This window comes from Streptococcus sp. 2741 (assembly GCF_013276315.1).
Classification (GTDB): Bacteria; Bacillota; Bacilli; order Lactobacillales; family Streptococcaceae; genus Streptococcus; species Streptococcus pseudopneumoniae.
In genome coordinates this window covers 1-22,872 of sequence record NZ_VMKU01000009.1, presented here as the reverse complement: position 1 = coordinate 22,872, position 22,872 = coordinate 1, and the positions used below count along the sequence as shown (strand labels likewise).

The following is a 22,872-nucleotide window of genomic DNA, read 5'->3' as shown; positions in this document are numbered from 1 at the left end:
TTATTGCAATCTAGCAAATCCATGATTTCCTTATAACTCTTTTCTTTTGAGCGAAAATAAATAATCTGTAGACGTTTGTGATATTTGGCGTACGATGAATCTCTTAGGAGTTGTTCAATTTTTTGTGTTTCTTCGTTTGTAAGTTTCATAACTACTATTATAAGATGTTTTTTGATTTTAGGATAGTATTAAACGAATCCGGTGCAATTACAATCTTCATATTTTCCCTCATTCTAAACAGTCAATCAAAGGAAGAACTTCTAAAAAATCCCTCTTGTCAACATGATTCGGTATTTCTTTTTTGAGTACTTCTTTGGCACAAAAAGCGATTCCTAGTCCCGCCGACTTCAACATCAATAAATCATTGGCCCCATCACCGATTGCAACCGTTCTTTCTTTAGGAAGTTTGAGTTTCTCTCTCCATTTTTCCAGAGTCTCTTTTTTGACCTGGGGACTGATAATTTGTCCAACTAATTTTCCTGTTAGAAGACCATCTTTGACTTCAAGTTGATTGGCAGAGAAATAGGCAATGCCAAGTGATTTTGCTAATCTCTCAACTATTGGTGTAAAGCCACCAGACACCAGACCAACTAGAATGCCATTCTGTTGGAGAATAGAGATGAATTCTTGGGCATTTGGCGTTAGATGAATAGAGTTGAAGACTGTATCAAAGACCGAAATAGGAAGGCCTTCCAACAAGGAAACTCTGTCTCGTAAACTGCTTTCAAAGTCCAACTCTCCTCGCATTGCTCGACTTGTAATCTGCGAAATTTCCTCCTCACGACCTACCTCTCTTCCCAACAAATCAATCACTTCTTCTAGGATTAAGGTTCCATCCACATCCATAACACACAATCCTTTTACTTGAGACAGACCTTCTCCTCTCTAAACAGCCTAAAAATCGTATGAAGTCATCATACGATTTTATCTATTAATTAACTAAACTATGGTACAAGTCAAGATATGACTTGCAGGCTGTATCCCATGAGAAATCACACTCCATAGCTTGTTTTTGTAGATTTCTCCAAACATCAGGATGGTTTCTATACAAGTCCAAAGCTGTTTGGAAAGTCCAATTTAACCAATAAGGTGATAGATTGTCAAAGCTAAAGCCAGTACCGCTTCCTTCGATTGGATTAAAAGCGCGAACAGTATCTCGCAAGCCACCAACTTCATGGACCAATGGCAAGGTTCCATAACGCATAGCCATCATTTGAGACAAGCCACACGGTTCAAAACGACTCGGCATGAGGAAGAGGTCACAGGCAGCGTAGATTTCTTGAGCTAGTTTGACATCAAAAGTGATATTTGCTGATAGCTTGTCTGGGTAGATTTGAGCAAACCATGAGAAAGCTCCTTCAAAGGCTGGATCTCCAGTTCCCAAAAGAACAATCTGGACATCTTCCTGCAAGATATGGTGCAGACTTTCGACCACCACATCAAAACCTTTTTGACGTGTCAAACGAGAAACAATTCCCACCAGTGGAACGTCAGCTCTAACTGGCAAGGCAACTCTTTCTTGTAATTTTGCCTTGTTCTGAGCTTTTCCAGACAAATCTTCCTGATTAAAATGATAGTCTAAAAGAGCATCCGTCTGAGGATTATACAGGTCAGCATCAATCCCGTTCACGATACCAGACACCTTGCCAGACTCCATTCGAAGAATTTGATCCAAGTTACATCCGAACTGACTGGTCATAATTTCATGAGCATAGCTAGGTGAAACGGTTGAAACACGGTCAGCATAAAGAATACCAGCCTTCATCCAGTTCAGACAGTTGTTCCAGCGAAGGGTACCATCAGCATAACGTTCAAAGCCAACTCCAAACAAATCCCATAACATTCCTTCTGAAAATTGTCCTTGAAATTCCAAATTATGAATGGTTAAAACAGTTTTAATTCCTTGATAGGCTTGAATCCAACGGTATTTTTCCTTTAACAAGAACGGTATCATGGCTGTATGGTAGTCATGAACATGGAGAAGGTCAGGAATGAAGTCAATCCTTTCCATAGCCTCAATGGCAGCCAGTTGGAAGAAAGCGAAACGTTCCCCATCATCAAAATCACCGTAAACATGACCACGGAAGAAATAATATTGGCTGTCGATAAAGTAGAAAGTCACTCCGTTCAAAACTGTTTTCTTAATCCCACAGTACTGTCTGCGCCAACCAACACTCACCTCAAAATGAAGAACATCTTCAATCTGATTTCCAAATTTAGCCTCTACCATGTCATAGTAGGGTAAAATTACTGCAACTTCATGTCCCGCTTTTACCAGTGATTTAGGAAGAGCGCCAATGACGTCTCCCAGACCACCTGTTTTTGAAAAGGGTGCACCCTCTGCTGCTACAAATAAAATTTTCATGAATGAATATCCTCTGTTACTTTACTACCTTTCTTAACGACAACTGGATGTTCTGCAGTTCCTCGAATCACAACACCAGGCTCAACTTCAACACCCTTGTCCAAGATAGCATATTCAACCTGAGCTCCTTCTCCAATAACAACACGAGGGAAGAGCAGGCTATCTTTAACCAAGCTATCCTTATGAACATGAATATTACGTGATAGAACAGAATTAGCAACTTGACCTTCAATGATACTACCAGACGCAAACTGAGAAGTGCTTACTTTAGATGTATTAGCATAGTAAGTTGGTTCTTCGTTCTTAACCTTTGTATAAATCTTTTGGTTTGGTGAGAAAAGAGAATAGAATTTTTGCGATTCAAGCATATCTTTATTAGCTTGGTAATAAGACTCTACAGAGTGAATATTGGCTAGATAGCCTGTGTATTCGTAGGCGAAAGCTCCCTCTTTTGCAGCCAAATCCCGTAAAACATAACGCAACTTCTCTGGATGTTCTTTTTTAGCTTCTTCTTCCAAGCGTTCAATCAACCAAGGTGTATCAACGACAAAGATATCTGTAGACATATTGAACGTTTCAGCTGTTGACTTGCTATCAAAGAGTTTATGAGAACGAACATGGTCTGTTTCATCCACTTCTAAGATTGCATTTACTTCTGAAATATCTTTCTTAGCTAGTTTTTTATAAACTACAGTGATAGGCCCTTTTGTTGTACTATGTAGATGGAAAACTTGGTTCAAATCAATGTTAATCAAAACATCACAGTTGAGTGAAACTGTTTGGTTTGACCCAGAACGTTTCAAATAAGTGAGAAGCTGTTGGTAGTATTCTTTTCCAACTGTGCTACTTTCTACACGGGTATTGTAAATTCCTAGATAGTAATGGCTAAGAAGGGTTGATAAGCCCCACTCGCGTCCTGAACGAATATGGTCAAAGACTGAGCTGATATTATCCTGCTGGAAAATACCAAAGACACTACGAACACCTGCATTAGCAAGGCTTGAAAGTGGGAAGTCAATCAAACGATATTTCCCACCAAATGGCAAACTTGCTACTGGACGGTGGTCTGTCAATGTCGACATATCGTGAAAACCAACTGTGTTTCCTAAAATGGCAGAATATTTATCAATCTTCATCTGTTGCTACCCCCACTACTTCATTATATCCTACAACTTGTACTTCATCTGTTCCATCAATTTCGACACCGTCAGAAATAATCGCACCTTCACCAATAATGGCACGTTTAATCTTAGCTCCTTGACCAATGATAGCTCCACTCATGATAACTGAATCAACAACTTCCGCTCCTTCGCGAACTTGCGCGCCTGTTGAAAGGATAGAATGTTTAACAGTTCCATCAACGAAACATCCGTCTACAACTAATGAGTCTTCCACATCAGCATTTGCTCCGAGGAAGTTTGGTGGTGAAATCAAGTTTCTTGAGTAAATCTTCCATTGACGGTTACGACTATCCAAGGCATTCTCTGGAGAAATGTACTCCATGTTCGCTTCCCAAAGAGACTCAATCGTACCAACATCTTTCCAGTAACCGCTAAATTCGTAAGCATAAACACTTTCACCTGACTCAAGGTAATTTGGAATGACATTTTTACCAAAATCTGACATATCTACATTGCTCTTTTCAGCAGCGACTAACATATTACGAAGGCGTTGCCAATCAAAAATGTAGATTCCCATAGAAGCTTTTGTAGATTTAGGTTGAGCTGGTTTTTCTTCAAATTCAACAATACGATTGTTAGCATCTGTGTTCATGATACCAAAACGGCTTGCTTCTTTAAGAGGGACGTCTAAAACGGCTACTGTCAAGCTGGCATTATTATCCTTATGAGACTGGAGCATATCATCATAGTCCATTTTGTAGATGTGGTCCCCAGACAAAATCAAGACATACTCAGGGTTGACACTGTCGATATAGTCGATATTTTGGTAAATAGCGTGACTAGTCCCTTCAAACCAACGATTTCCTTCACTGGCAGAATAAGGTTGAAGAATAGAAACACCAGAATTGATACCATCTAGTCCCCAGCTTGAACCGTTCCCAATATGATTGTTGAGAGCAAGAGGTTGATACTGTGTAATGACCCCAACATTATGAATCCCTGAGTTGGCACAGTTTGATAGGGCAAAGTCAATGATACGGTAGCGCCCACCAAATTGCACAGCTGGTTTTGCGATGCTTTGAGTGAGTTTACCGAGACGAGTTCCTTGCCCACCAGCAAGAATCAAAGCTAACATTTCATTCTTCATTTTCTACTCCTTTTTGGTTTTTATTTGTGACGGTTTTAGTAGATTTCAAGCGGCGTTTGATTTTCCATACACTAGCTCCCATAGCCGGTAGGGTAAAGGTTAAGGTCTGCTCATAATCTTTCCATAGTCCTTCTTGCGTTTGAACAGTTTGATTATGTTCTTTCCAAACGCCTCCCCACTCTTCTAGCTCAGTATTCCAGACTTCTTCGTAAATTCCTGCAACGGGTAGTCCGATTGTAAAATCTTTCCGTTCAACAGGTGCCATATTAAAGACGCAGACTAGCATTTCTCCCTTTTTACCCTTACGAATAAAGGAAAGAACACTCTGGTCTCGATTATCCGCATCAATGATTTCAATACCATCATAGCTGGTATCAATTTCCCACAGACAGCGGTTGTCTTTGTAAAACTGGTTTAGCTGAGAAGTGAAATACTTCATCTTAGCATTCATTGGGTCTTCTAGGTTAGACCATTCCAACTGTTCTTCAGATTTCCATTCTAGGAATTGACCATATTCGCTACCCATGAAGAGCAATTTCTTACCAGGGTGACAAATTTGGTACGTATAGAGATTGCGCAAGCCTGCGAATTGATTGTAACGATCTCCCCACATCTTATGCATCATACTCTTCTTGCCATGAACCACTTCATCGTGTGAAAATGGTAAGAGATAGTTTTCATTGAAAACATACATAAAGCTAAAAGTCACCAAATTAAAGTCATACTTACGGTAAATTGGGTCTTCTTCGTAGAAACGGAGGATATCATTCATCCAGCCCATGTTCCATTTGTAGTCAAATCCTAGACCACCAAGCTCTTTCATTCCTGTAATCTTGGTTGCAGACGAACTTTCTTCTGCAATCATCATCACATCTGGATATTCTAACTTAATAATCTCATTCAAGCGTTGAAGGAAATAATAACCTTCATAGTTGAGATTTCCCCCATCTTTATTAGGTGTCCATGGAGCATCATCATAGTCCAAATAAAGCATGTTGCTAACAGCATCCACACGAATACCATCCAAATGATAGACATCGATCCAATGCTTAATACAAGAAATTAAGAAGGACTGGACTTCATTTTTTCCAAGGTCAAAATTGAGAGCGCCCCAACCATAGTTATGAGCCTTATTATGGTCTTGGTATTCAAAAGTCGGTGTCCCATCATAATAGGCTAAGGCATCATCATTAATGGTGAAATGACCAGGTACCCAGTCTACGATAACCCCAATATTATGGATATGACACTCCTCGACAAAATCTTGAAACTCTTCAGGACGACCATAGGCATGCTCTAAAGCGAAGTAACCCATAAGCTGGTACCCCCAACTCAACCCCAAAGGGTGGGACATCAAGGGCATAAACTCAATATGAGTATAGTTCATTTCAACGAGATAAGGAATGAGTTCATCCTTGAGCTGGGAAAAACTATAAGGACTACCATCAGGATTTCTTTTCCATGAGCCAGCGTGAACTTCATAGATATTGACAGGACGTTCAGCAAAGCCCCAACGTTTTCTTCGTGCCAGCCAAAGTCCATCCCTCCATTTCTTCTCAGGAAGCTCTGTTACGATTGCCCCTGTTCCTGGACGAGCCTCATATCTGACAGCAAAAGGGTCAATTTTCATCAGTTGATGACCATTTTGACGTGTGACATGATATTTGTAAATATGCCCTTCTTGAGCCATGTTGGTAAAGACTTCCCAGACCCCAAAGTCATTTCTTACCATTGGAATCTGACCCTCAATCCAGTTGGTGAAATCCCCCACCAAGTGGACAGCCTGAGCATTGGGAGCCCAAACACGGAAAGTATAGCCATACTCTCCATTCACTTGCTCTTTATGTGCTCCTAGATAATGCTGAAGGTGAAAATTTTCTCCTGTCATAAAGGTGCGCAAAGCTTCTCTTTTATCCATAATACCTCCTCTTTCTCTGTAAGCGTTTTCTATAGATTTATTATACTACCTTTTTAGGGAAGATTCAAGTAAATTACTATACTTCTTTAAAATTATTTTGAAAATCTACAAAAAGTTCACTTTCTCGTTCAATTGTAAAGCAATATTTTTTCAAAAAAATGTGAAAATGCCTTTCTTTTCTCTACTATAATACCAAAAAGTTCGTATTTTTGCTACCAATATTATTTTTTTATAGCAAAAAATAAAACCAGGAAAACAATTTCCTGATTTTACACGTTTGATGAAAATATTTATCAAATTTTCTATACAAGTGAGTTATCAGCTAAGTTCTTTTTATTCGTTCACTTCCAATGATGTGTTAGAATAGCGAGATAGATGGTCTTTATAAAACACTCAAGACGGCTAGACTAATATCATCTAACACATTATCTTCTTTTGAACGACTATTAGTTACCAACATAGCTAAATTTCCTGCATTTTCAAATTGATAGGGTTCTGATTTAGCATTCACAACCACCAAGAGGTGTTCTTTCCCATGAACTTCATAGATAAGGCAGCCGCTATGTTCAATCGCAGAATGCACAAAGACATGATGGTAAATTTCATCATAGCTAGAGTAAGAAAAGGCACCAGTTTTTGTCTTCAATCGGATGACTTGACGGATAAACTCAATACTGTCTTGACGCTCATTGATCAAATCCCAGTTGACTTGGTTCACACTGTCAGGAGCATTATAGCTATTCATCGCACGCTCTCTATCATCATGGGTCAACTCACCATTCTCACCAGTCGCAACCAGTTTGGTCCGACCAAATTCTTGACCGATTTCCATAAAGGCCATCCCTTGCATGAGTAGGTTCATAGCTGTGGCTGTCTCGACCTTGCGCATGATTTGTTCTGAACTTTGGTTTGGATGAAGGGTTGCCAATAAATCGTGAAGATTGTAATTGTCATGGGCTTCCACATAGTTAAGCACCTGATTTGGATGTGTATAGGTTCCTAATTCACGACTTCCTAGGATTGCTTTGGCTAGAATTGGCTCTGTCGCAGCACCGCTGACAAAACCTGACTTGATAGCACCATAAACTTCTCCACCTTTGACAGCATCACGCTGATTGTCATTAAAGAAACCAATACTTGGCATTTCGTAGGCGTTGTCTTTCTTAGCCTTATCATAAGGTGCAAGACCTGTTCCCATGTCCCAACCTTCTCCATAGAGGATAATGTTAGGGTCGATTTCATCTAAGCTTTGACGAATCATCTGCATAGTCTTGACATCATGAATCCCCATTAAGTCAAAACGGAAGCCGTCAATATTGTATTCCTGAACCCAGTATAGAAGAGAATCAATCATATACTTGCGGAACATTTCGTGTTCACTGGCTGTTTCATTTCCAACGCCTGTTCCATTCTGGAAGGTACCGTCTGGATTCATACGATAATAGTAATCAGGGACAGTTGTTTGGAAAGGTGCATCAACAACTGAGAAGGTATGGTTATAGACCACATCCATAATAACACCAATACCCGCATCGTGGTAAGCTTGAACCATGGTCTTCAAATCACGAATAACCTGAGCTGGGTCGTCTGGATTAGTTGAAAAACTAGTTTCTGGCGCGTTATAGTTTTGTGGGTCATAACCCCAGTTGTAGGTTACATTCCCATCCTCATCGTATTCTTTGTGACGGTCTGCAATTGGTTGCAACTGAACATAATTGTAGCCCAGCTTCTTGATGTAATCAAAAGCAGTTGCTTGGCCGTACTGGTTAACTGTTCCAGTCTGTGCAGCACCTAAGAAAGTTCCTCGAAGATGTTCATCCACACCTGAGGTCGGTGATTTGGTCAAATCACGAATGTGCATTTCACAAATAACTGCCTTACATGGATTTGCCAAGCGCCAAGTAGCCTCTGAACCGTGCTTGACCTCGAAGTTTGCAACTTGCTTTTCTTCATGGCTCAGGATAGCTGAACGTTTGCCATCAGGACTGGTCGCGATGGTATAGGGATCGCGTGTCACTGTTTGGTGGTGAGGGAATTGGACTTGATACTGATAAGCCTTACCAGTCAAATCTTCCTCAACATCCAAACTCCAGACACCGATTGTATTGTCCTTGTGATTATAAGAGTAGCTATTGCCTCTCTCCATCTCAAAGGTCTTCCAAACAGGAGCATCATTAGCAGCTGATTCATAAACGACAACCTGCACTTCTGTCGCTGTTGGAGCCCAGAGAGCAAAACGAGCCTGATTGTCCTCTACACGGCAACCCAATTCCCCTTGGTAGCCCCAGTGGTGGTCGAAACTAGCGCTATTGATAGCCTTGTCAAAAGCAAAAGGATTTTGATTTTTATAGAAAGGACTTGCAATTGCAGGATTTTCAGAATAATAAATTCTATCATCGCCTTCCAAAATCCAGACCTCTGTTAAGAGGGGATAGTGATTAAAACGGATAGCATATTCTTTACTAGTTTGGCCTGTGTGAACCACAAAATTCAAGCTTTCTAAGGGATGAGCACTTGGGTGTTCAAAGCTAAATAAGGCTCCAAAATAATCTTCTTGGTAAGTTAGTAAATCAATTCGTTGATCCTTACTCTTTACAAAAGAGCAAGTGTCGTATTCACCATTCTTGCGATGGTAATGAATGCGCATAGGGTAGTTATACATTTTTATTTTTCCTTTTTACTTTTTAATTCGTTTCTATTTCACTAATAAATTCTTGACTAATCTCGTCTCGATTGACAAAAAATTCGATGTGATGATGGCAGACTTGAAGTTCAACTGGGGTATCTCCTCCATATTCCCCATCTAGGTTCAGCATAAATGGTTCTTGGTCATCTAAAACTTCTAAACGTAGTTTGCTAGTTTTAAGGTATTCGATATTGACGTCTGAGACATGCTGACCACCATTAATGGCCTGTATCAATAAGCCCAACATATCAAATAGCTTGTCTGTCTTGACCAAAATCAGAGTAAAATTACCATCGTCTAACTTGGTATCAGGCGCTAACTGCTCAAAACCTCCAATGGAATTGGTCAAGGCAACAAAAATCAAGGACACCTCTCCTTCAAAGACCCCCTGATCGTGTGTGATTCTCACTGGACGAACCTTGGTCTTAGGAAACATTTCAATGCCTTTAGCAACATAGGCAAAATAACCAAGACGCGTCTTGACTTCACTTGGAACACTGTAAGTCAATTCGGTTAAGGTTCCAGCAGCGGCAATATTAATAAAATATTTGTCGCCAAAAGCTCGTCCAATATCCATATGAATGGTCTCATTTTTAGCAATAATCTGAGCAGCCGCAACAGGATCACCCATTGGAATTTTTAGGGCACGCGCATAATCATTAGTCGTACCTGTTGGGATGATAGCAAGCCGAGGTCTCTTATCGAGCGAGGCAACCCCATTGACTACCTCATTAATTGTTCCATCACCACCTGCAGCAATAATCAAATCAAAACCAGCTTTGGCTGCTCTCTCAGCTTCTTTTTGTGCCGAAAGAGGTTCTGTAGTCGTTTGAAAGGCACTGGTTTCATAGCCAATATTTTCCAAAACATCCAGCACTTCTGCTATATTTTTCTTGATAATTTCCTGCCCTGAGGTTGGGTTATAAATTAAACGCGCACGTTTTCTTTCTTCTGTCATTGTTACAAACTTTCTAGCCAAGCTTCATCTCGAACTTCGATGCCAAATTCTTGTGCTTTTTGAAGTTTACTTCCAGCGTCTGCACCTGTCACAACGAGGTCGGTCTTTTTAGAAACACTGCCTGTTACCTTGGCACCCAGACTTTCGAGTTTACTTTTAGCTTCTGAGCGCTTGAACCGTTCCAATTTTCCAGTCAATACCACGGTCAAGCCTGACAAGGCCGCATTCGCAACTACTGTCTGACCTTTATAGTCCAGATTGACCCCAGCTTCTCTCAATTCTCTGAGGAGAATTTCAGAGCCTTCTGTAGCAAAGTAAGTCTGAAGACTCTTGGCAATCACACCACCCAAACTTTCAATACTAGCCACTTCCTCTGGATCTGCCTGAGCCAGATTTTCAATTGAATGAAAATGTTGAAGTAACAACTGACTGGCCTTGCTTCCGACATGGCGAATCCCTAGTCCAAACAAGAGTTTTTCAGCAGAGTTTTCCTTAGATGCTTGAATGGCTTGATACAGTTTAGCAGCGGACTTTTCCTTGATCCCCTCTAAAAGGAGGAAATCTTCTTCTTGCAAACGATAAATATCCGCCACATCCTTGACTAAATTAGCAGCAAAGAGTTTCTCAACAATAGATGGACCAAGGCCTGTAATATTCATAGCATCACGAGAAGCAAAGTGAATCAAGCCTTCCATGATTTGAGCAGGGCAACGCGGATTGATACAACGCAGGGCCACTTCATCTTCAAAGTGCAGCAAGTCAGAGTTACAACTTGGACAGTTTGTAGGGATATCCAGTTTCTCTTCAGAAACCCGTTTGGACTCTACTACACGTAAAACGGCAGGGATAATATCTCCAGCCTTATAAACGATAACCGTATCATCTTTTCGGATATCTTTTTCAGCAATATAATCCACATTGTGCAGAGTCGCACGGCTAACAGTTGTACCAGCTAGTTGTACTGGTGTTAGATTCGCAGTTGGGGTTACAACACCCGTACGGCCAACTGTCCAATCAACTGATAAGAGTTGAGCTTCTTTTTCTTCAGCTGGGAACTTGTAGGCTACTGCCCACTTTGGAGCTTTAACGGTAAAGCCAAGTTCTTCTTGGCCTGCTAGGTCGTTGACCTTGATTACCACTCCATCAATATCGTAAGGCAGATTTTCTCGTTCTTGTCCAACTTCTTGGATAAAATTCCAGATTTCATCCATGCTTTCAGCCAGAATTCGCTTAGGATTAACCACAAAACCTAGTTGTTCTAGGTGCTTCAAAACCTTTTCTTGACTATCACGAGTTGACGGGCTGGCTTCTTGATAGAGGAAGGTAGCAAGATTGCGCTTGGCAACTACTGCTGTATCCAACTGTCGCAGGGTGCCTGCTGCCGCATTACGAGGATTGGCAAATTCAGGCTCTCCATTTTCTTGTCGTGCTTGGTTGACCTGGTCAAAAGAAGCGCGTGGCATATAACATTCCCCACGAACTGTGATATCTAGTTCTTCTGGCAAAGTCAAAGGAATGTCCTTAACACGTTTGAGATTTTCTGTGATATTTTCTCCAATAGAACCGTCTCCACGTGTTGCACCAACAACTAAAATCCCCTTTTCATAAGTCAGCGAGATAGATAAGCCATCGATTTTCAGCTCACAAATATAGGTCGGATAAGCCACTTCCTTACGAACACGCGCATCAAATGCTTCAAGCTCCTCACGTGAAAAAGCATCCTGCAAACTATAAAGAGGATACTGATGACTGTATTTTTCAAAACCATCTAAAATCTTGCCACCAACACGATGGGTCGGACTGTCTGCTAGCACTTGATCTGGATAGGCAGTTTCTAACTCAACCAACTCTCGGTAAAGGCGATCATACTCACTGTCTGAAACCGAGGGATTATCGCTGGTATAGTACTCAGCCGCATAGCGATTGAGCAAGGCGACTAACTCATTCATTCTTTTATTCATAAGACCATTTTACCATAAACTAAGCCCTCCTCACAAACGAGAAGGGCGGAAAAAACACTTAGTTTGAAATTATTTTTGAAACTCAAGCAGCCTTATATCAATTTTTCAAAATGAGTTCGAACATAAATAAACGATATACAAGACAAGATGATAACACCACTTCCAATTATCAGGAAAGAAGAGAGATGTACACTTGGCAAGACTGTCATAAATCCTTTTGCAATAGGCATAAATAGAATAGCTAAGGTAAAAATTGTACTCAGTACTCTCCCAAGAAATTCGCTCTCAACCTTGGTTTGTACTTGAGTAAAAAAGTGAATATTAAAAATCGTCATAAACAATTCACAAACTAAATTTCCAGAAAAGGAAAGAAAATTTGGAAGTGGTAGTCCCATCATAAAAACTCCGACACCTGTCAAAGCCAGTAAAATCAAAAGATTATAAACACTTGCCTTTACTTTGCTAGCTAGAATAGCTCCCACAATGGAACCAATAGCCCCCATAGTTAAAATACTTGCATAGGCTCCTTCTGACCCGTAAAGCTGATTCGAAAAGGGAAGTAGAAATTCAAAAGCTGCAAAAAAGAAATTAACGCTGGAAGCTACCAGCAAAAGGAAAAAAATTTCTTGCTGATGCCAGATATAGTGTAACCCATCCTTGATATCTACAAACATATCTCTCCCAGTAAAATCCTTTTTCTCTTGAACTCCTACTTCCTCTTTTGGAAGGAAAGCCACTAGAACAAAAGCAATGAAAAAAGTCAGCGAGTCTAGCAGTAGCGTCATATGGAGACTTGCAAACTGTAAAACAAGGAAGGAAAGAACAGGAGAGCTAACACCTACAACCTGCAAAACCAGCTCCAAGCGAGAGTTATAGATCACAATCTCATCTTTCTCAACAACCTCAGTTATAATGGCCTTATTTGCAGGTCTAGAAAATGCAAAAGCAATAGCCTGAACAATATTGGCAACAATCAAAGCTCCAATCATCCAGCTGTCATTTCTTATAAAAGAAATAGCCAGACAAAGAATCCCACAAACAAGGTCCGTCGTCATTAAAATCTTACGACGAGAAAAACGGTCTGAAATGACTCCGCCAAATGGGTTGACGAGAATGGATGTGACGAGTTCAGAAATCTGATACATTCCTAAAACTGTCTGTCCGATAGTTCCCATGGAAGCCAACCAGACACTATTGCCATAATCATAAAGCATATTCCCTATCCTGTTAACAGCTCCACGGCTAATCAACTGTACTGCATAGCGATTCATATAAAAACTCCTCTCAAATTTTGAAACTATTGTATCAAAACTGAAAGGAGCTTTTTATTTTTTCCCTTATTTGGGAAAATTAATTTTTGATAAATTTTTCGTAGTGTTCCTGATAATAGGCTACTTGCTCTGGAAGACCTAGCACGTCAAAAATATGCATGGCCTCTTGCATCTGCTTACAGCCTTCTTTACACTGTCCTTTTTGATATAAGGCAAAACCTTTTAAATAATGGAAAATATTACGCTCATAAAGCTTAATACCTTTACCAATAATCTTCTCTGTATAAGCCTCAAAATAGCTAGCGTTATCAAAAGAAAGATGCTCTAAACAATGCTGGTAACAATTAAGGGCTAAAATCAACACTAATCTCTTATGGCGACCAATCTCTTGGTAAAATTCCTCCCTCTCCATAATTTCTCTACCAATCCGAGTGACATAGTCCACATCGTAGAAACTATAGAGGTTACCGAAAAGAATCAACTCATACATAGTCCATTCTTCTGTTTTGAAGAGATAATCTGCTACCTTATCCAAATCATCCTGCTTCATATCATAACTCGAATCTCTTTGACAAATCAGACCCTGTAACAAAATCCAGTTCAGCTCAAAATAAAGGGGAGTCGTCGAACTCTTAGCCTTTTCAAGTTGTTCTTCTTGAAGCTTTTGAAAACCTGCAATATCATTTGAGTAGTAAAGTGGGATAATCTGTGCCATCATAGACACATGTTCATGATTATGAAAATCCCTAGCCTTGTCCATGAAATTTTCAATGGTCACATGAATATTATCCAAAATTTCAAAAAAACGTGAGACTGCTAGGTCAGATTCCCCAAGCTCAAAGCGAGATAACTGAGAGGTTGAACAGGACTCGCCTGCTGCTTCCTTTAAAGAATAATTTCCACTTGTTCGAAATTCACGAAATACTTTTCCAAGATGTTCCATCTTTACATCTGCTCTGATAATTCTTCCCACTCAAGCATAGCTTCTTCCTGACGGTGGCTGATTTTGTCCAGCTCAGCCTGCAATTCCATCAGTTTGTCGGCATCGTTTGTTTCCAACATTTGTTCAGAAATGGCTTGGCTTTGACTTTCTAGCTCTTCAATTTCAGCTTCTAGACTTTCGATTTGTCGCATGAGCTTACGAACTTCTTTTTGACTTTCTTTCTGAGCTTGATAGTCATTGACTGGGCTTGCTTCTTTTGCTTGATTGCTGGTTGAAGCTTCCTCTGTCAGACCGACTTCCATTTCAGCCTTTTTATCGACATAATAATCGTAATCTCCCAAGTAAAGAGTCGAGCCATTCTCAGACAATTCCAGTACATGAGTTGCCACACGATTGATAAAGTAACGGTCGTGGCTGACGAAGAGAAGAGTTCCATCGAAGTCAATCAAGGCATTTTCCAACACTTCCTTGCTATCAATATCCAAGTGGTTGGTTGGCTCGTCCAGAATCAAGAAGTTGTTGTTTTCCAAAGACAATTTAGCCAAAAGCAAACGTGCTTTCTCGCCACCAGACAGCATGCCAACTGATTTTTTGACATCATCTCCTGAGAAAAGGAAGGCACCTAGACGGTTACGGATTTCAACTTCTGGTGTCAACTTAAAATCATTCCAGAGTTCATCCAGTACAGTATTACTTGGTGTCAGCTTGCTTTGGGTCTGGTCATAGTAACCAACCTCAACATTAGCGCCAAAGCGCTTTTCCCCCTTGATAAAAGGAATCTGGTCCACAATAGACTTGATAAAGGTTGACTTGCCGATACCATTTGGACCAACGATAGCGACAGCATTCATCTTACGAAGATCTAGGTTGATAGGTTGTGACAAGACTTCCCCGTCATAACCAATAGCCGCATTTTCAACAGTCAATACAACATTACCAGAGTTTTTTTCCGACTGGAAGGTCATATTGGCTGCTTTCTTGCCAGCTTCAGGTTTATCCAAACGTTCCATTTTTTCCAGTTGTTTACGTCGAGATTGGGCACGTTTGGTCGTTGAAGCTCGGACTAGATTGCGATTGACAAAGTCTTCCAGAGCCGCAATCTCCTTCTGTTGCTTTTCATAATTTTTTGCCTCAGTAGCTAGCTTCTGCTCCTTCAACTCAACAAAACGAGAGTAATTCCCTACATAGCGATCCAAGGAATGCTTGGTCAAATCTAGCGTAATCGTCGCAACCTTATCCAAGAAATAACGGTCGTGGCTAACAATAATGAGGGCACCGCTATAGTTTACCAAGTAATTCTCTAGCCAGGCAATGGTTTCAATATCCAAGTGGTTGGTTGGTTCGTCCAATACCAAAAGATTGGGCTTTTCAAGGAGCATTTTAGCAAGTGCCAAACGAGTATTTTGACCACCTGAAAGTTCAGCTATTTTCATCTGCCACATAGACTCGTCAAACTTGAAACCATTCAAAATCGCTCGAATATCAGCTTCATAGGTAAAGCCACCTGCTTGGTGAAAATTTTCAGATAAGCGGTCGTAATCTGACATCAGCTTATTTAAGTCCTCACCAGACTTTTCACCCATCTCCAGCTCCATCTGACGAAGTTGTTTCTCAGTCCGACGCAAGTCATCAAAGACATGAAGCATCTCATCGTAGATGGTATTTTCAGACTCAAAACGGCTATCTTGGGCTAGGTAAGACAGAGAAATATCTTTTTTCTTATTGATTTCTCCGCTAGTTAGCTCCTCTTCTCCAACTAAAATCTTCAAAAGAGTAGACTTACCTGCACCATTTTTCCCAACAAGGGCAATCCGGTCTCGTTCATCAACCTGCAGGTTAATATTATCGAAAAGAACCTCTCCTGCAAAAGAACGTTCAATTTTATTAGCTTGTAAAATAATCATACAAACAGTATAGCATGTTTCCCTAAGGCATTCAAGATAATCGTAAGTATTTTAGCGAAGAACTTGTAACATAAAATAAATTATGTAAAATTTGTATTGGATTCCTTCGCTATCTTGTTGGATTTTCTAATAAGCTAATCTTGCTTCAAATAGTTATCGCACAATTCTATTATTTAATTCTTTTCATTATATACGTACGTATAGCGGATTGAAATAAGATGAGAACAAATCGATTGAGGAAGTAAAATTAATTTCTATAAATGTTTTAGAAATTGTTTCGTACTATTTTAGATTCAACTACTATATATACAATATTTTCGGAGCATTCAACTTTTTAACTCTATTTATTACTAGATTTCATAATTAAAAAGCCTACTGACCAAGCTAGAAAGCTTGATACAATAGGCTTTTTAAAGGCTGATTATTTAACAGCGTCTTTAAGAGCTTTACCAGCTTTGAATGCTGGAACTTTAGAAGCTGCAATTGTCATTTCTTTACCAGTTTGTGGGTTGCGACCTTTACGTTCTGCACGCTCACGAACTTCAAAGTTACCAAAACCGATCAATTGAACTTTTTCACCAGCTGCAAGATAGTCAGCTACTGCTGCAAATACAGCTTCAACTGCTGCTGCTGAGTCTTTCTTAGTCAATTCTGTAGCTTCTGCTACTTTAGCGATCAAATCTTGTTTGTTTGCCATGTTAACGATTCCTCCAAATAATTTCTAATTAACAAATATAATCATATCCTAAAATCCCTTTTAGGTCAAGTTAAAAACGCTATTTCTTCCCATTTTCTTTATTTTTTTAGGAATGGTAACGTACCAAAATAGCCCAAGCGTTCTCACCTGTGTGAGTTTGAATAATGGAACCCGTTTCCAAAACAGAAATTGGCTTTTCAACATAAGCTTGTAAGCTTTCTTTCATCTCTTTTGCCCAATCATCACTACCAGAATATGAAATTCCAATCTCTGCTACAGAACGTTCAGAGAGAGATGTTATCAACTCATCTAACCATTTTTTAAAGGTTTTAGCTCCACGACCTTTAACCATTGGCTGCAATTCATGGTCTTTCATTTGCATGACAACACGGATATTGAGAAGGGAGCTCAACAATCCAGTTACACGGCCAATTCGTCCACCTTTGACAAGATTTTCCAAAGTTGAAACACCAATATAAAGCTCTGTATGGTTTTTAACCTCTTCTACATGAGATAAAATTGTCTCCATATCTTTACCTTCTTGAGCTAACTTCGCAGCCTCAACAACTTGGAATTTCAGGGCTTGGTCAGTGAAGGAACTATCAACAACAGTCACGTCGGCAGTAGATAGGCTAGCACCTTGACGCGCTGCTTCTACAGTACCCGAAAGAGCATGGGACATATGAATAGCAAGAATCTGGCTACCATCCTTGCATAGGTTTTCAAACACTTCAGCAAAGACACCTACAGGCGGCTGGCTTGTTTTCGGAAGATTCTTAGCTTCTTGCATCAAGTGAAGAAATTTACCTTCTTCTTTCAAATCAGCATCAGAATAAACAACATTATCAATCATTACAGATAATGGAACAATTGTAATATCTAATTGCTTTACTAGTTCAGGTTCAATAGTAACAGATGAATCGGTTACAATCTTAATTTTTGTCATAGTATCAATCTTTCTATTTTAGGATTCAGATTGGTTTCCTTGCTTCTAATTATATCAAAAAAAGATTAAAAATCCTAATGGAGTCAATCAAATTTTCCGTAAAATTTGATATAATCAACTTATAAGAAAAGAGGTGTCCTATGATTAAAAAAATTTACCCCATTTTTACCATTTTACTAGGTGCTGCTATTTATGCTTTTGGACTGACTTATTTTGTAGTTCCCCATCATCTCTTTGAAGGAGGGGCGACAGGCATTACCCTCATCACCTTTTATCTTTTTAAAATCCCTGTTTCCCTCATGAACCTGCTGATTAACATTCCCCTTTTCATCCTAGCTTGGAAGATCTTTGGAGCTAAATCCCTCTATTCTAGTTTACTAGGAACATTAGCTTTGTCCGCCTGGTTAGCTTTTTTTGAGCATATTCCCCTTCATATTGATCTTCAAGGTGATTTACTAATCACAGCCCTTATAGCGGGAATCCTATTAGGAATTGGCCTTGGAATTATTTTTAATGCTGGAGGTACAACTGGCGGAACTGATATTCTAGCTCGTATTCTCAACAAATACACTCATATATCCATAGGAAAACTGCTCTTTATCTTAGATTTTTGTATTCTCATGTTGATTCTCCTAATCTTCAAGGATTTGAGATTGGTTTCCTACACGCTTTTGTTTGATTTTATTGTTTCTCGTGTTATTGATTTGATTGGTGAAGGAGGATATGCCGGCAAAGGCTTTATGATTATCACAAAACGTCCTGACCAACTTGCTAAGGCAATTAATGATGACCTCGGAAGAGGTGTTACTTTTATTTCTGGTCACGGCTACTATAGTAAAGAAAATTTGAAAATCATCTACTGTATTGTCGGTAGAAATGAGATTGTGAAAATGAAAGAAATGATTCATCGAATCGATCCTCAAGCCTTTATAACCATTACAGAAGCCCATGAAATCCTAGGAGAAGGATTCACCTTTGAAAAAGAATAAAAAGAGGTAGTGTAGTGATCTCAAAAGTTAGACTACATCATCTATCTTTTGGGTTACAGACAACCTCTTTTTTGTTTTATTTACTCAAGCTCTTAAGACCAATTCCGAGTTACTTCTTCATCAGTCTTTAACTGATCCACTAATTGGTCAACTGAGTCAAATTTGGTCATATCTCGAATGCGATCAAGCCAATAAACCATGACGGTTTCCCCATAAATATCTTGATTAAAATCAAAAATATTGACTTCAAAACGTGCTTCTTCTCCATCAAAGGTCACATTTTTCCCGACACTAGCCATAGCACGATACTTCTGTCTTTGAATCTCAACATCAACGACATAAACGCCATCTGCTGGCATATAAGTACGGTCTAAAAGCACTAAATTCGCTGTCGGATAACCAATTGTACGACCACGAGCATTACCATGAACCACCATACCTCTTGATGGAAGCGGTGCCCCCAAAAGTTTTCCTGCTTCTTTCACATCTCCATCTAAAATAGCTTGACGGATACGAGTTGAACTAATCTTTCCTTTCTCATCTTCTACAGGTGGAACAATGATAACTTCTCCATCAAAGTAATCCTTTAAATCTTCTGCTGTTTTTTTGTCAGAACCAAATGTATAATCAAAACCTGCAACAATAATTTTGGCATTCATAGCCTTGATATAAGTTGCAAAAAATTCTTCTGCCGTGAGACTAGCGAATTGACTACTAAAATCAAGGAGATATAATTCTTCTACACCTTCGCGCTTTAATTTTCTTTCACGTTCAGCAGGGTTCAAAATATGCAAAAACAAATCTGGATGATAAGGCTCTAAAGCGATCTTTGGAGATTCATTAAAGGTCATAACGACGATAGGCAATAAATCCTTTCTCGCAGCCTTGTTGGCAACACGAAATAATTCTTGATGCCCCTTATGTATGCCATCAAAATAGCCGAGAACAACGACTGAATCAGATGGTGTGCCAATATCTTTTTGGTTTTTTATAGGAATAGTAATAATCATAAAATAATTATATCATAGCGATAGCTATTTCTGGAACAGAAAATCTGAAATGTCGTTTTTTTCACCTGAAGTGTAGCTGTTTTCAAAAAGCACTTCACTCTATCGTTGCTTAACTATGAACTTTGCAATATTCTTCTCAAAAACTTGTAGGACATCTTCAAAAGTTTGAAAGGAGTGATTAGACTTGTTCGGTAACCATAAAGTGTCATACTATGCTTATGTATGAAAAAGCAATGCAACTAACTCCTGAGAACTTTAAATTACTAATTGGTGCCGAAAAGGTAGAATTTAGAATCGAGGTACACCTATGGCTGTAAAATTTACAAAATGAGACAACTTGGGCAAGATGTTTGAAGAATTTCCTAAACTCCCTGATTTGAAGCAAGTCACTTTCCCTGATGACAAAGAAAAAGCCAAAGCAGCAAAGAAAAACTAGATGACTGCTTTCCAACAACTCCCATCTAATGTGCTTCAGACTGGGTTATTTTTCTCTCCATCTGTTATCTTGGATTCTCGCTAAAGAATATCTTTTTCCTTATCAGAAGGAACGGCTCAAGCCATTCAGACAAGTGAAGGGATGACAAGCCAATATTTGAAACCAGATACCAGTTCTTATTTCATTTTACTATATTAAAAAGTATGGGTACCAAACAAAAAACAGGCTCTCCGAAAACTCGGAAAGCCTTATTTAATGCTACTTCTAGCTTCCTCGCCTTTACAGTTCAAGGCTCGGGATAAAAAGGTTCACTGAACCTTTTTATTTAGCGATTGGGTAAACAGAAACTTGTTTTTTATCGCGTCCTTTACGTTCAAAGCGTACTACGCCTTCAACTTTAGCGAACAAAGTATCGTCTCCGCCACGACCAACGTTTACACCTGGATAGATGTGTGTACCACGTTGACGGTAAAGGATTGATCCACCTGTTACAGTTTGTCCGTCAGCTGCTTTAGCTCCAAGACGTTTTGCTTGTGAATCACGTCCGTTTGATGTAGAACCTCCACCTTTTTTGTGGGCGAAAAGTTGCAAGTTGTTAAGAGTCATTTTTAACATAATGTTTTCCTCCGTGTTAGTTTTCTGTGATAACTCTGGTTTGGACGAACTCAGACGAGTTCTCCGATAAGTTTGCCATACCTAAGAAAAATGATTCAAAGAATAACTGGGTCATTTCTCTCTGGTGTGAAGGAAGATCTTTTGGAATTTCAACCATCAGATAACCACCTTCATCTTCGTTTAATTCTAGGATTGGTTCATAGCCTGCAAATTTCTCAATAGAATTGATAAAGTTAATGGCAAGCGTAGAAACCGATGCACACACGACATCTAAGCCGCATTCGCCACTCTCGGCGTGTCCAGTAATTTCCGCATTCCTCAGCTCGCCATCTTCGGCTCTCTCAAAGACTGCTTGTATCATGTGTTCTCCTTAAAATTAAGCGTTGATTGCGTTGATGACAACTTTAGTATATGGTTGACGGTGACCTTGTTTACGGTGGCTACCTTTTTTAGGTTTGTACTTGTAAGTAACCACTTTCTTTTGTTTTCCTTGTTTTTCAACAGTTCCAACCACAGTAGCTCCAGCAACAAGTGGAGTTCCGACAACAGTGTTTTCACCACCAACAAGAACAACTTCGTTAAAAGTAACTTCTTGACCAGCTTCAACGTTCAATTTTTCAACGTAAACTGCTTGACCAACTTCAACTTTAACTTGTTTTCCGCCAGTTTTGATAATTGCGTATGTGCTCATTATGCACCTCCTATGATTTTTATGGGTTTCCCCGAATTTTTTGTGAAGACTCGCCTAGCATCGTGGGACGAACCACTTAAACTTGAATAATCGAGCAACGATGTTCGTGCGGTTGCACAGGATTGTGCATAGTCAACTCTCTAAGTATAGCATATCTCCTATTTTCTTACAAGTAATAACACCTAAAATCAAGCTTTTTCTTTTACTTTTTTCCGCCACGAGGCAAAAAGCATGCTGATATAAAAAATGCTCATCATAATAGGAACACCAAGAATGGTCTTTTCATGATAGAAAATCGTCAAATAGGCTGAAAAGACAACGCCAAGGATAAAACTACTAAGCAGGCTAACAAATATGAACCCTTCACGCAAAAAAGGAGTGTGCTTAGTTCGGAAATAATTTCCAAAAGCTAGCATTGTTCGTTTGATATTCCCTGTCATAAAGGCATTATTATAAGCAATACCCGAAACCTCACCAAAGGCAGTTGTCACCAGTCCCATACAGAAGGCCAAGGGCGGCACTAGATAGATATTATCTACAGTTTGTGGCACAAAACCAATAATTATTGATAAGATTACCAAAGGAATCAGTGACAGAATTGGCTTTTTCACAATTCTCAATTTTTCCCTATAAATGGTTAGTAAAAAAACTCCCAGCATAAACGCTATTAAGGTTAAAAGCTTATCCCTAACATCCGAAACATTATTCTGTATTAGCTCTACCGAAAGAAAGACAACATTTCCAGTTTGTCCAGCTACAAGGGTATTCCCGCGAACAATAAAAGTGTAAGCATCCACATATCCAGCACAAAACGTCAAAAAAAGTGCTAACCTTTTAGACTGACGTGATATTTTTCTTATAGGTAATAACCTCATTTTCCCTCCCATTGTATTTTCTCTTAGAAATATTGTACCATTTTCTTTCTAAAAAATCGTAGGCTACCATTTAGATTTTACTATTAGCATAAAAATAATAATAGACAACTATTTATCCGAAAATAGATAGAGGTAGCATGTTTGTAGACAAAGCATACAAACCTTTAGTAAAATCATTTCCATGAAACTAGAATAGAGCCCCTCTTAACAAAAATAATTATTTTAATTTATTTCTAATCACTCCTTGATATAAATAACTCTCACCAATAAAAGACTATGTCTTAAAAAAATGGTATAATCCCGACTTTATCACTTAATTTTCCGCCGACCTTACTTAAT

19 protein-coding genes, 2 pseudogenes and 1 other annotated feature are annotated in these 22,872 nt (G+C 39.3%); of the genes and pseudogenes, 2 read left to right on the top strand and 19 right to left on the bottom strand.

The annotated features are described in order from the left end of the window. The 14 genes and pseudogenes from HT671_RS11490 to HT671_RS01395 form a co-directional block, all read right to left on the bottom strand. A pseudogene (locus HT671_RS11490) lies at positions 1-149 on the bottom strand (IS630 family transposase); the annotation flags it as partial. Between the two features lie 79 nt (positions 150-228). Further along, a complete protein-coding gene (gene serB, locus HT671_RS01455) occupies positions 229-873 on the bottom strand; it encodes a phosphoserine phosphatase SerB (protein WP_000084502.1) in 645 nt (214 codons plus the stop codon). Positions 874-931: 58 nt separating this feature from the next. Then, positions 932-2,365, bottom strand: a complete 1,434-nt coding sequence (gene glgA, locus HT671_RS01450) for a glycogen synthase GlgA (protein ID WP_000697307.1) — start codon at positions 2,363-2,365, stop codon at positions 932-934. Further along, a complete protein-coding gene (glgD, locus tag HT671_RS01445; protein ID WP_000687041.1) occupies positions 2,362-3,501 on the bottom strand; it encodes a glucose-1-phosphate adenylyltransferase subunit GlgD in 1,140 nt (379 codons plus the stop codon). Before glgD ends, glgA begins: the two co-directional genes overlap by 4 nt. Continuing rightward, positions 3,491-4,633: a glucose-1-phosphate adenylyltransferase gene (locus HT671_RS01440; protein WP_000787253.1), complete on the bottom strand. Its 1,143-nt coding sequence runs from the start codon at positions 4,631-4,633 to the stop codon at positions 3,491-3,493. Before HT671_RS01440 ends, glgD begins: the two co-directional genes overlap by 11 nt. Beyond that, positions 4,623-6,551 (bottom strand): 1,4-alpha-glucan branching protein GlgB, encoded by a 1,929-nt coding sequence (gene glgB / locus HT671_RS01435; RefSeq protein ID WP_000361115.1) that lies wholly within the window; start codon positions 6,549-6,551, stop codon positions 4,623-4,625. The genes HT671_RS01440 and glgB overlap by 11 nt, the downstream gene beginning before the upstream one ends. Before the next feature lie 382 nt (positions 6,552-6,933). Beyond that, a complete protein-coding gene (gene pulA, locus HT671_RS01430; protein WP_101514379.1) occupies positions 6,934-9,213 on the bottom strand; it encodes a type I pullulanase in 2,280 nt (759 codons plus the stop codon). A 22-nt stretch (positions 9,214-9,235) separates the two neighbouring features. Next, positions 9,236-10,195, bottom strand: coding sequence for a diacylglycerol kinase family lipid kinase (locus HT671_RS01425; RefSeq protein ID WP_000134183.1), 960 nt, complete (start codon positions 10,193-10,195; stop codon positions 9,236-9,238). A gap of 2 nt (positions 10,196-10,197) precedes the next feature. Beyond that, positions 10,198-12,156: an NAD-dependent DNA ligase LigA gene (gene ligA / locus HT671_RS01420; RefSeq protein WP_050254418.1), complete on the bottom strand. Its 1,959-nt coding sequence runs from the start codon at positions 12,154-12,156 to the stop codon at positions 10,198-10,200. 92 nt (positions 12,157-12,248) lie between these two features. After that, positions 12,249-13,427 carry an MFS transporter gene (locus HT671_RS01415; RefSeq protein WP_138703101.1) on the bottom strand — a complete coding sequence of 393 codons (1,179 nt, stop codon included), beginning with the start codon at positions 13,425-13,427 and terminating at the stop codon, positions 12,249-12,251. 79 nt (positions 13,428-13,506) lie between these two features. Then, on the bottom strand, positions 13,507-14,370 hold the full coding sequence (locus HT671_RS01410) for an XRE/MutR family transcriptional regulator (RefSeq protein WP_050207570.1): 864 nt from the start codon (positions 14,368-14,370) through the stop codon (positions 13,507-13,509). 2 nt (positions 14,371-14,372) lie between these two features. Continuing rightward, on the bottom strand, positions 14,373-16,274 hold the full coding sequence (locus HT671_RS01405; protein ID WP_138703102.1) for an ABC-F family ATP-binding cassette domain-containing protein: 1,902 nt from the start codon (positions 16,272-16,274) through the stop codon (positions 14,373-14,375). Positions 16,275-16,695: 421 nt separating this feature from the next. After that, the gene (locus HT671_RS01400; protein WP_001284639.1) at positions 16,696-16,971 is read right to left on the bottom strand and encodes an HU family DNA-binding protein; all 276 of its coding nucleotides are present in this window, start codon (positions 16,969-16,971) and stop codon (positions 16,696-16,698) included. Positions 16,972-17,077: 106 nt separating this feature from the next. Continuing rightward, complete coding sequence (locus HT671_RS01395; protein ID WP_050207568.1) at positions 17,078-17,917, bottom strand: DegV family protein; 840 nt, start codon at positions 17,915-17,917, stop codon at positions 17,078-17,080. Between the two features lie 140 nt (positions 17,918-18,057). Here HT671_RS01395 and HT671_RS01390 point away from each other — a divergent pair, with 140 nt between their 5' ends. Then, a complete protein-coding gene (locus HT671_RS01390) occupies positions 18,058-18,906 on the top strand; it encodes a YitT family protein (RefSeq protein WP_000592055.1) in 849 nt (282 codons plus the stop codon). A gap of 92 nt (positions 18,907-18,998) precedes the next feature. On the opposite strand, the gene HT671_RS01385 is transcribed toward HT671_RS01390, so the two are convergent. After that, entirely contained in the window at positions 18,999-19,916 is a 918-nt protein-coding gene (locus tag HT671_RS01385) for a bifunctional riboflavin kinase/FAD synthetase (RefSeq protein WP_000587435.1), read from the bottom strand. A 478-nt stretch (positions 19,917-20,394) separates the two neighbouring features. On the opposite strand from HT671_RS01385, the pseudogene HT671_RS01380 reads away from it, so the two are divergent. Further along, positions 20,395-20,535 (top strand): annotated as a pseudogene (locus HT671_RS01380) (TIGR03943 family protein); the annotation flags it as partial. Between the two features lie 138 nt (positions 20,536-20,673). On the opposite strand, the gene rpmA reads toward HT671_RS01380, so the two are convergent. From rpmA to HT671_RS01360, 4 genes are all read right to left on the bottom strand, one after another. Beyond that, positions 20,674-20,967 (bottom strand): 50S ribosomal protein L27, encoded by a 294-nt coding sequence (rpmA, locus tag HT671_RS01375; protein ID WP_000916509.1) that lies wholly within the window; start codon positions 20,965-20,967, stop codon positions 20,674-20,676. A 16-nt stretch (positions 20,968-20,983) separates the two neighbouring features. Next, positions 20,984-21,328: a ribosomal-processing cysteine protease Prp gene (locus tag HT671_RS01370; protein ID WP_000613692.1), complete on the bottom strand. Its 345-nt coding sequence runs from the start codon at positions 21,326-21,328 to the stop codon at positions 20,984-20,986. A 15-nt stretch (positions 21,329-21,343) separates the two neighbouring features. After that, entirely contained in the window at positions 21,344-21,658 is a 315-nt protein-coding gene (rplU, locus tag HT671_RS01365; protein ID WP_000109141.1) for a 50S ribosomal protein L21, read from the bottom strand. 36 nt (positions 21,659-21,694) lie between these two features. Beyond that, positions 21,695-21,782 (bottom strand) — a sequence feature (ribosomal protein L21 leader region). Between the two features lie 64 nt (positions 21,783-21,846). Then, positions 21,847-22,545, bottom strand: coding sequence for a YoaK family protein (locus HT671_RS01360; protein WP_023933523.1), 699 nt, complete (start codon positions 22,543-22,545; stop codon positions 21,847-21,849). Positions 22,546-22,872: the final 327 nt, after the last annotated feature.

Coding starts and splice junctions, on each gene's coding strand:
- glgA (WP_000697307.1), bottom strand. CDS start 2,365: ATGAAAATTTTATTTGTAGCAGCAGAGGGTGCACCCTTTTCAAAAACA.
- glgD (WP_000687041.1), bottom strand. CDS start 3,501: ATGAAGATTGATAAATATTCTGCCATTTTAGGAAACACAGTTGGTTTT.
- HT671_RS01440 (WP_000787253.1), bottom strand. CDS start 4,633: ATGAAGAATGAAATGTTAGCTTTGATTCTTGCTGGTGGGCAAGGAACT.
- glgB (WP_000361115.1), bottom strand. CDS start 6,551: ATGGATAAAAGAGAAGCTTTGCGCACCTTTATGACAGGAGAAAATTTT.
- pulA (WP_101514379.1), bottom strand. CDS start 9,213: ATGTATAACTACCCTATGCGCATTCATTACCATCGCAAGAATGGTGAA.
- HT671_RS01425 (WP_000134183.1), bottom strand. CDS start 10,195: ATGACAGAAGAAAGAAAACGTGCGCGTTTAATTTATAACCCAACCTCA.
- ligA (WP_050254418.1), bottom strand. CDS start 12,156: ATGAATAAAAGAATGAATGAGTTAGTCGCCTTGCTCAATCGCTATGCG.
- HT671_RS01415 (WP_138703101.1), bottom strand. CDS start 13,427: ATGAATCGCTATGCAGTACAGTTGATTAGCCGTGGAGCTGTTAACAGG.
- HT671_RS01410 (WP_050207570.1), bottom strand. CDS start 14,370: ATGGAACATCTTGGAAAAGTATTTCGTGAATTTCGAACAAGTGGAAAT.
- HT671_RS01405 (WP_138703102.1), bottom strand. CDS start 16,274: ATGATTATTTTACAAGCTAATAAAATTGAACGTTCTTTTGCAGGAGAG.
- HT671_RS01400 (WP_001284639.1), bottom strand. CDS start 16,971: ATGGCAAACAAACAAGATTTGATCGCTAAAGTAGCAGAAGCTACAGAA.
- HT671_RS01395 (WP_050207568.1), bottom strand. CDS start 17,917: ATGACAAAAATTAAGATTGTAACCGATTCATCTGTTACTATTGAACCT.
- HT671_RS01390 (WP_000592055.1), top strand. CDS start 18,058: ATGATTAAAAAAATTTACCCCATTTTTACCATTTTACTAGGTGCTGCT.
- HT671_RS01385 (WP_000587435.1), bottom strand. CDS start 19,916: ATGATTATTACTATTCCTATAAAAAACCAAAAAGATATTGGCACACCA.
- rpmA (WP_000916509.1), bottom strand. CDS start 20,967: ATGTTAAAAATGACTCTTAACAACTTGCAACTTTTCGCCCACAAAAAA.
- HT671_RS01370 (WP_000613692.1), bottom strand. CDS start 21,328: ATGATACAAGCAGTCTTTGAGAGAGCCGAAGATGGCGAGCTGAGGAAT.
- rplU (WP_000109141.1), bottom strand. CDS start 21,658: ATGAGCACATACGCAATTATCAAAACTGGCGGAAAACAAGTTAAAGTT.
- HT671_RS01360 (WP_023933523.1), bottom strand. CDS start 22,545: ATGGGAGGGAAAATGAGGTTATTACCTATAAGAAAAATATCACGTCAG.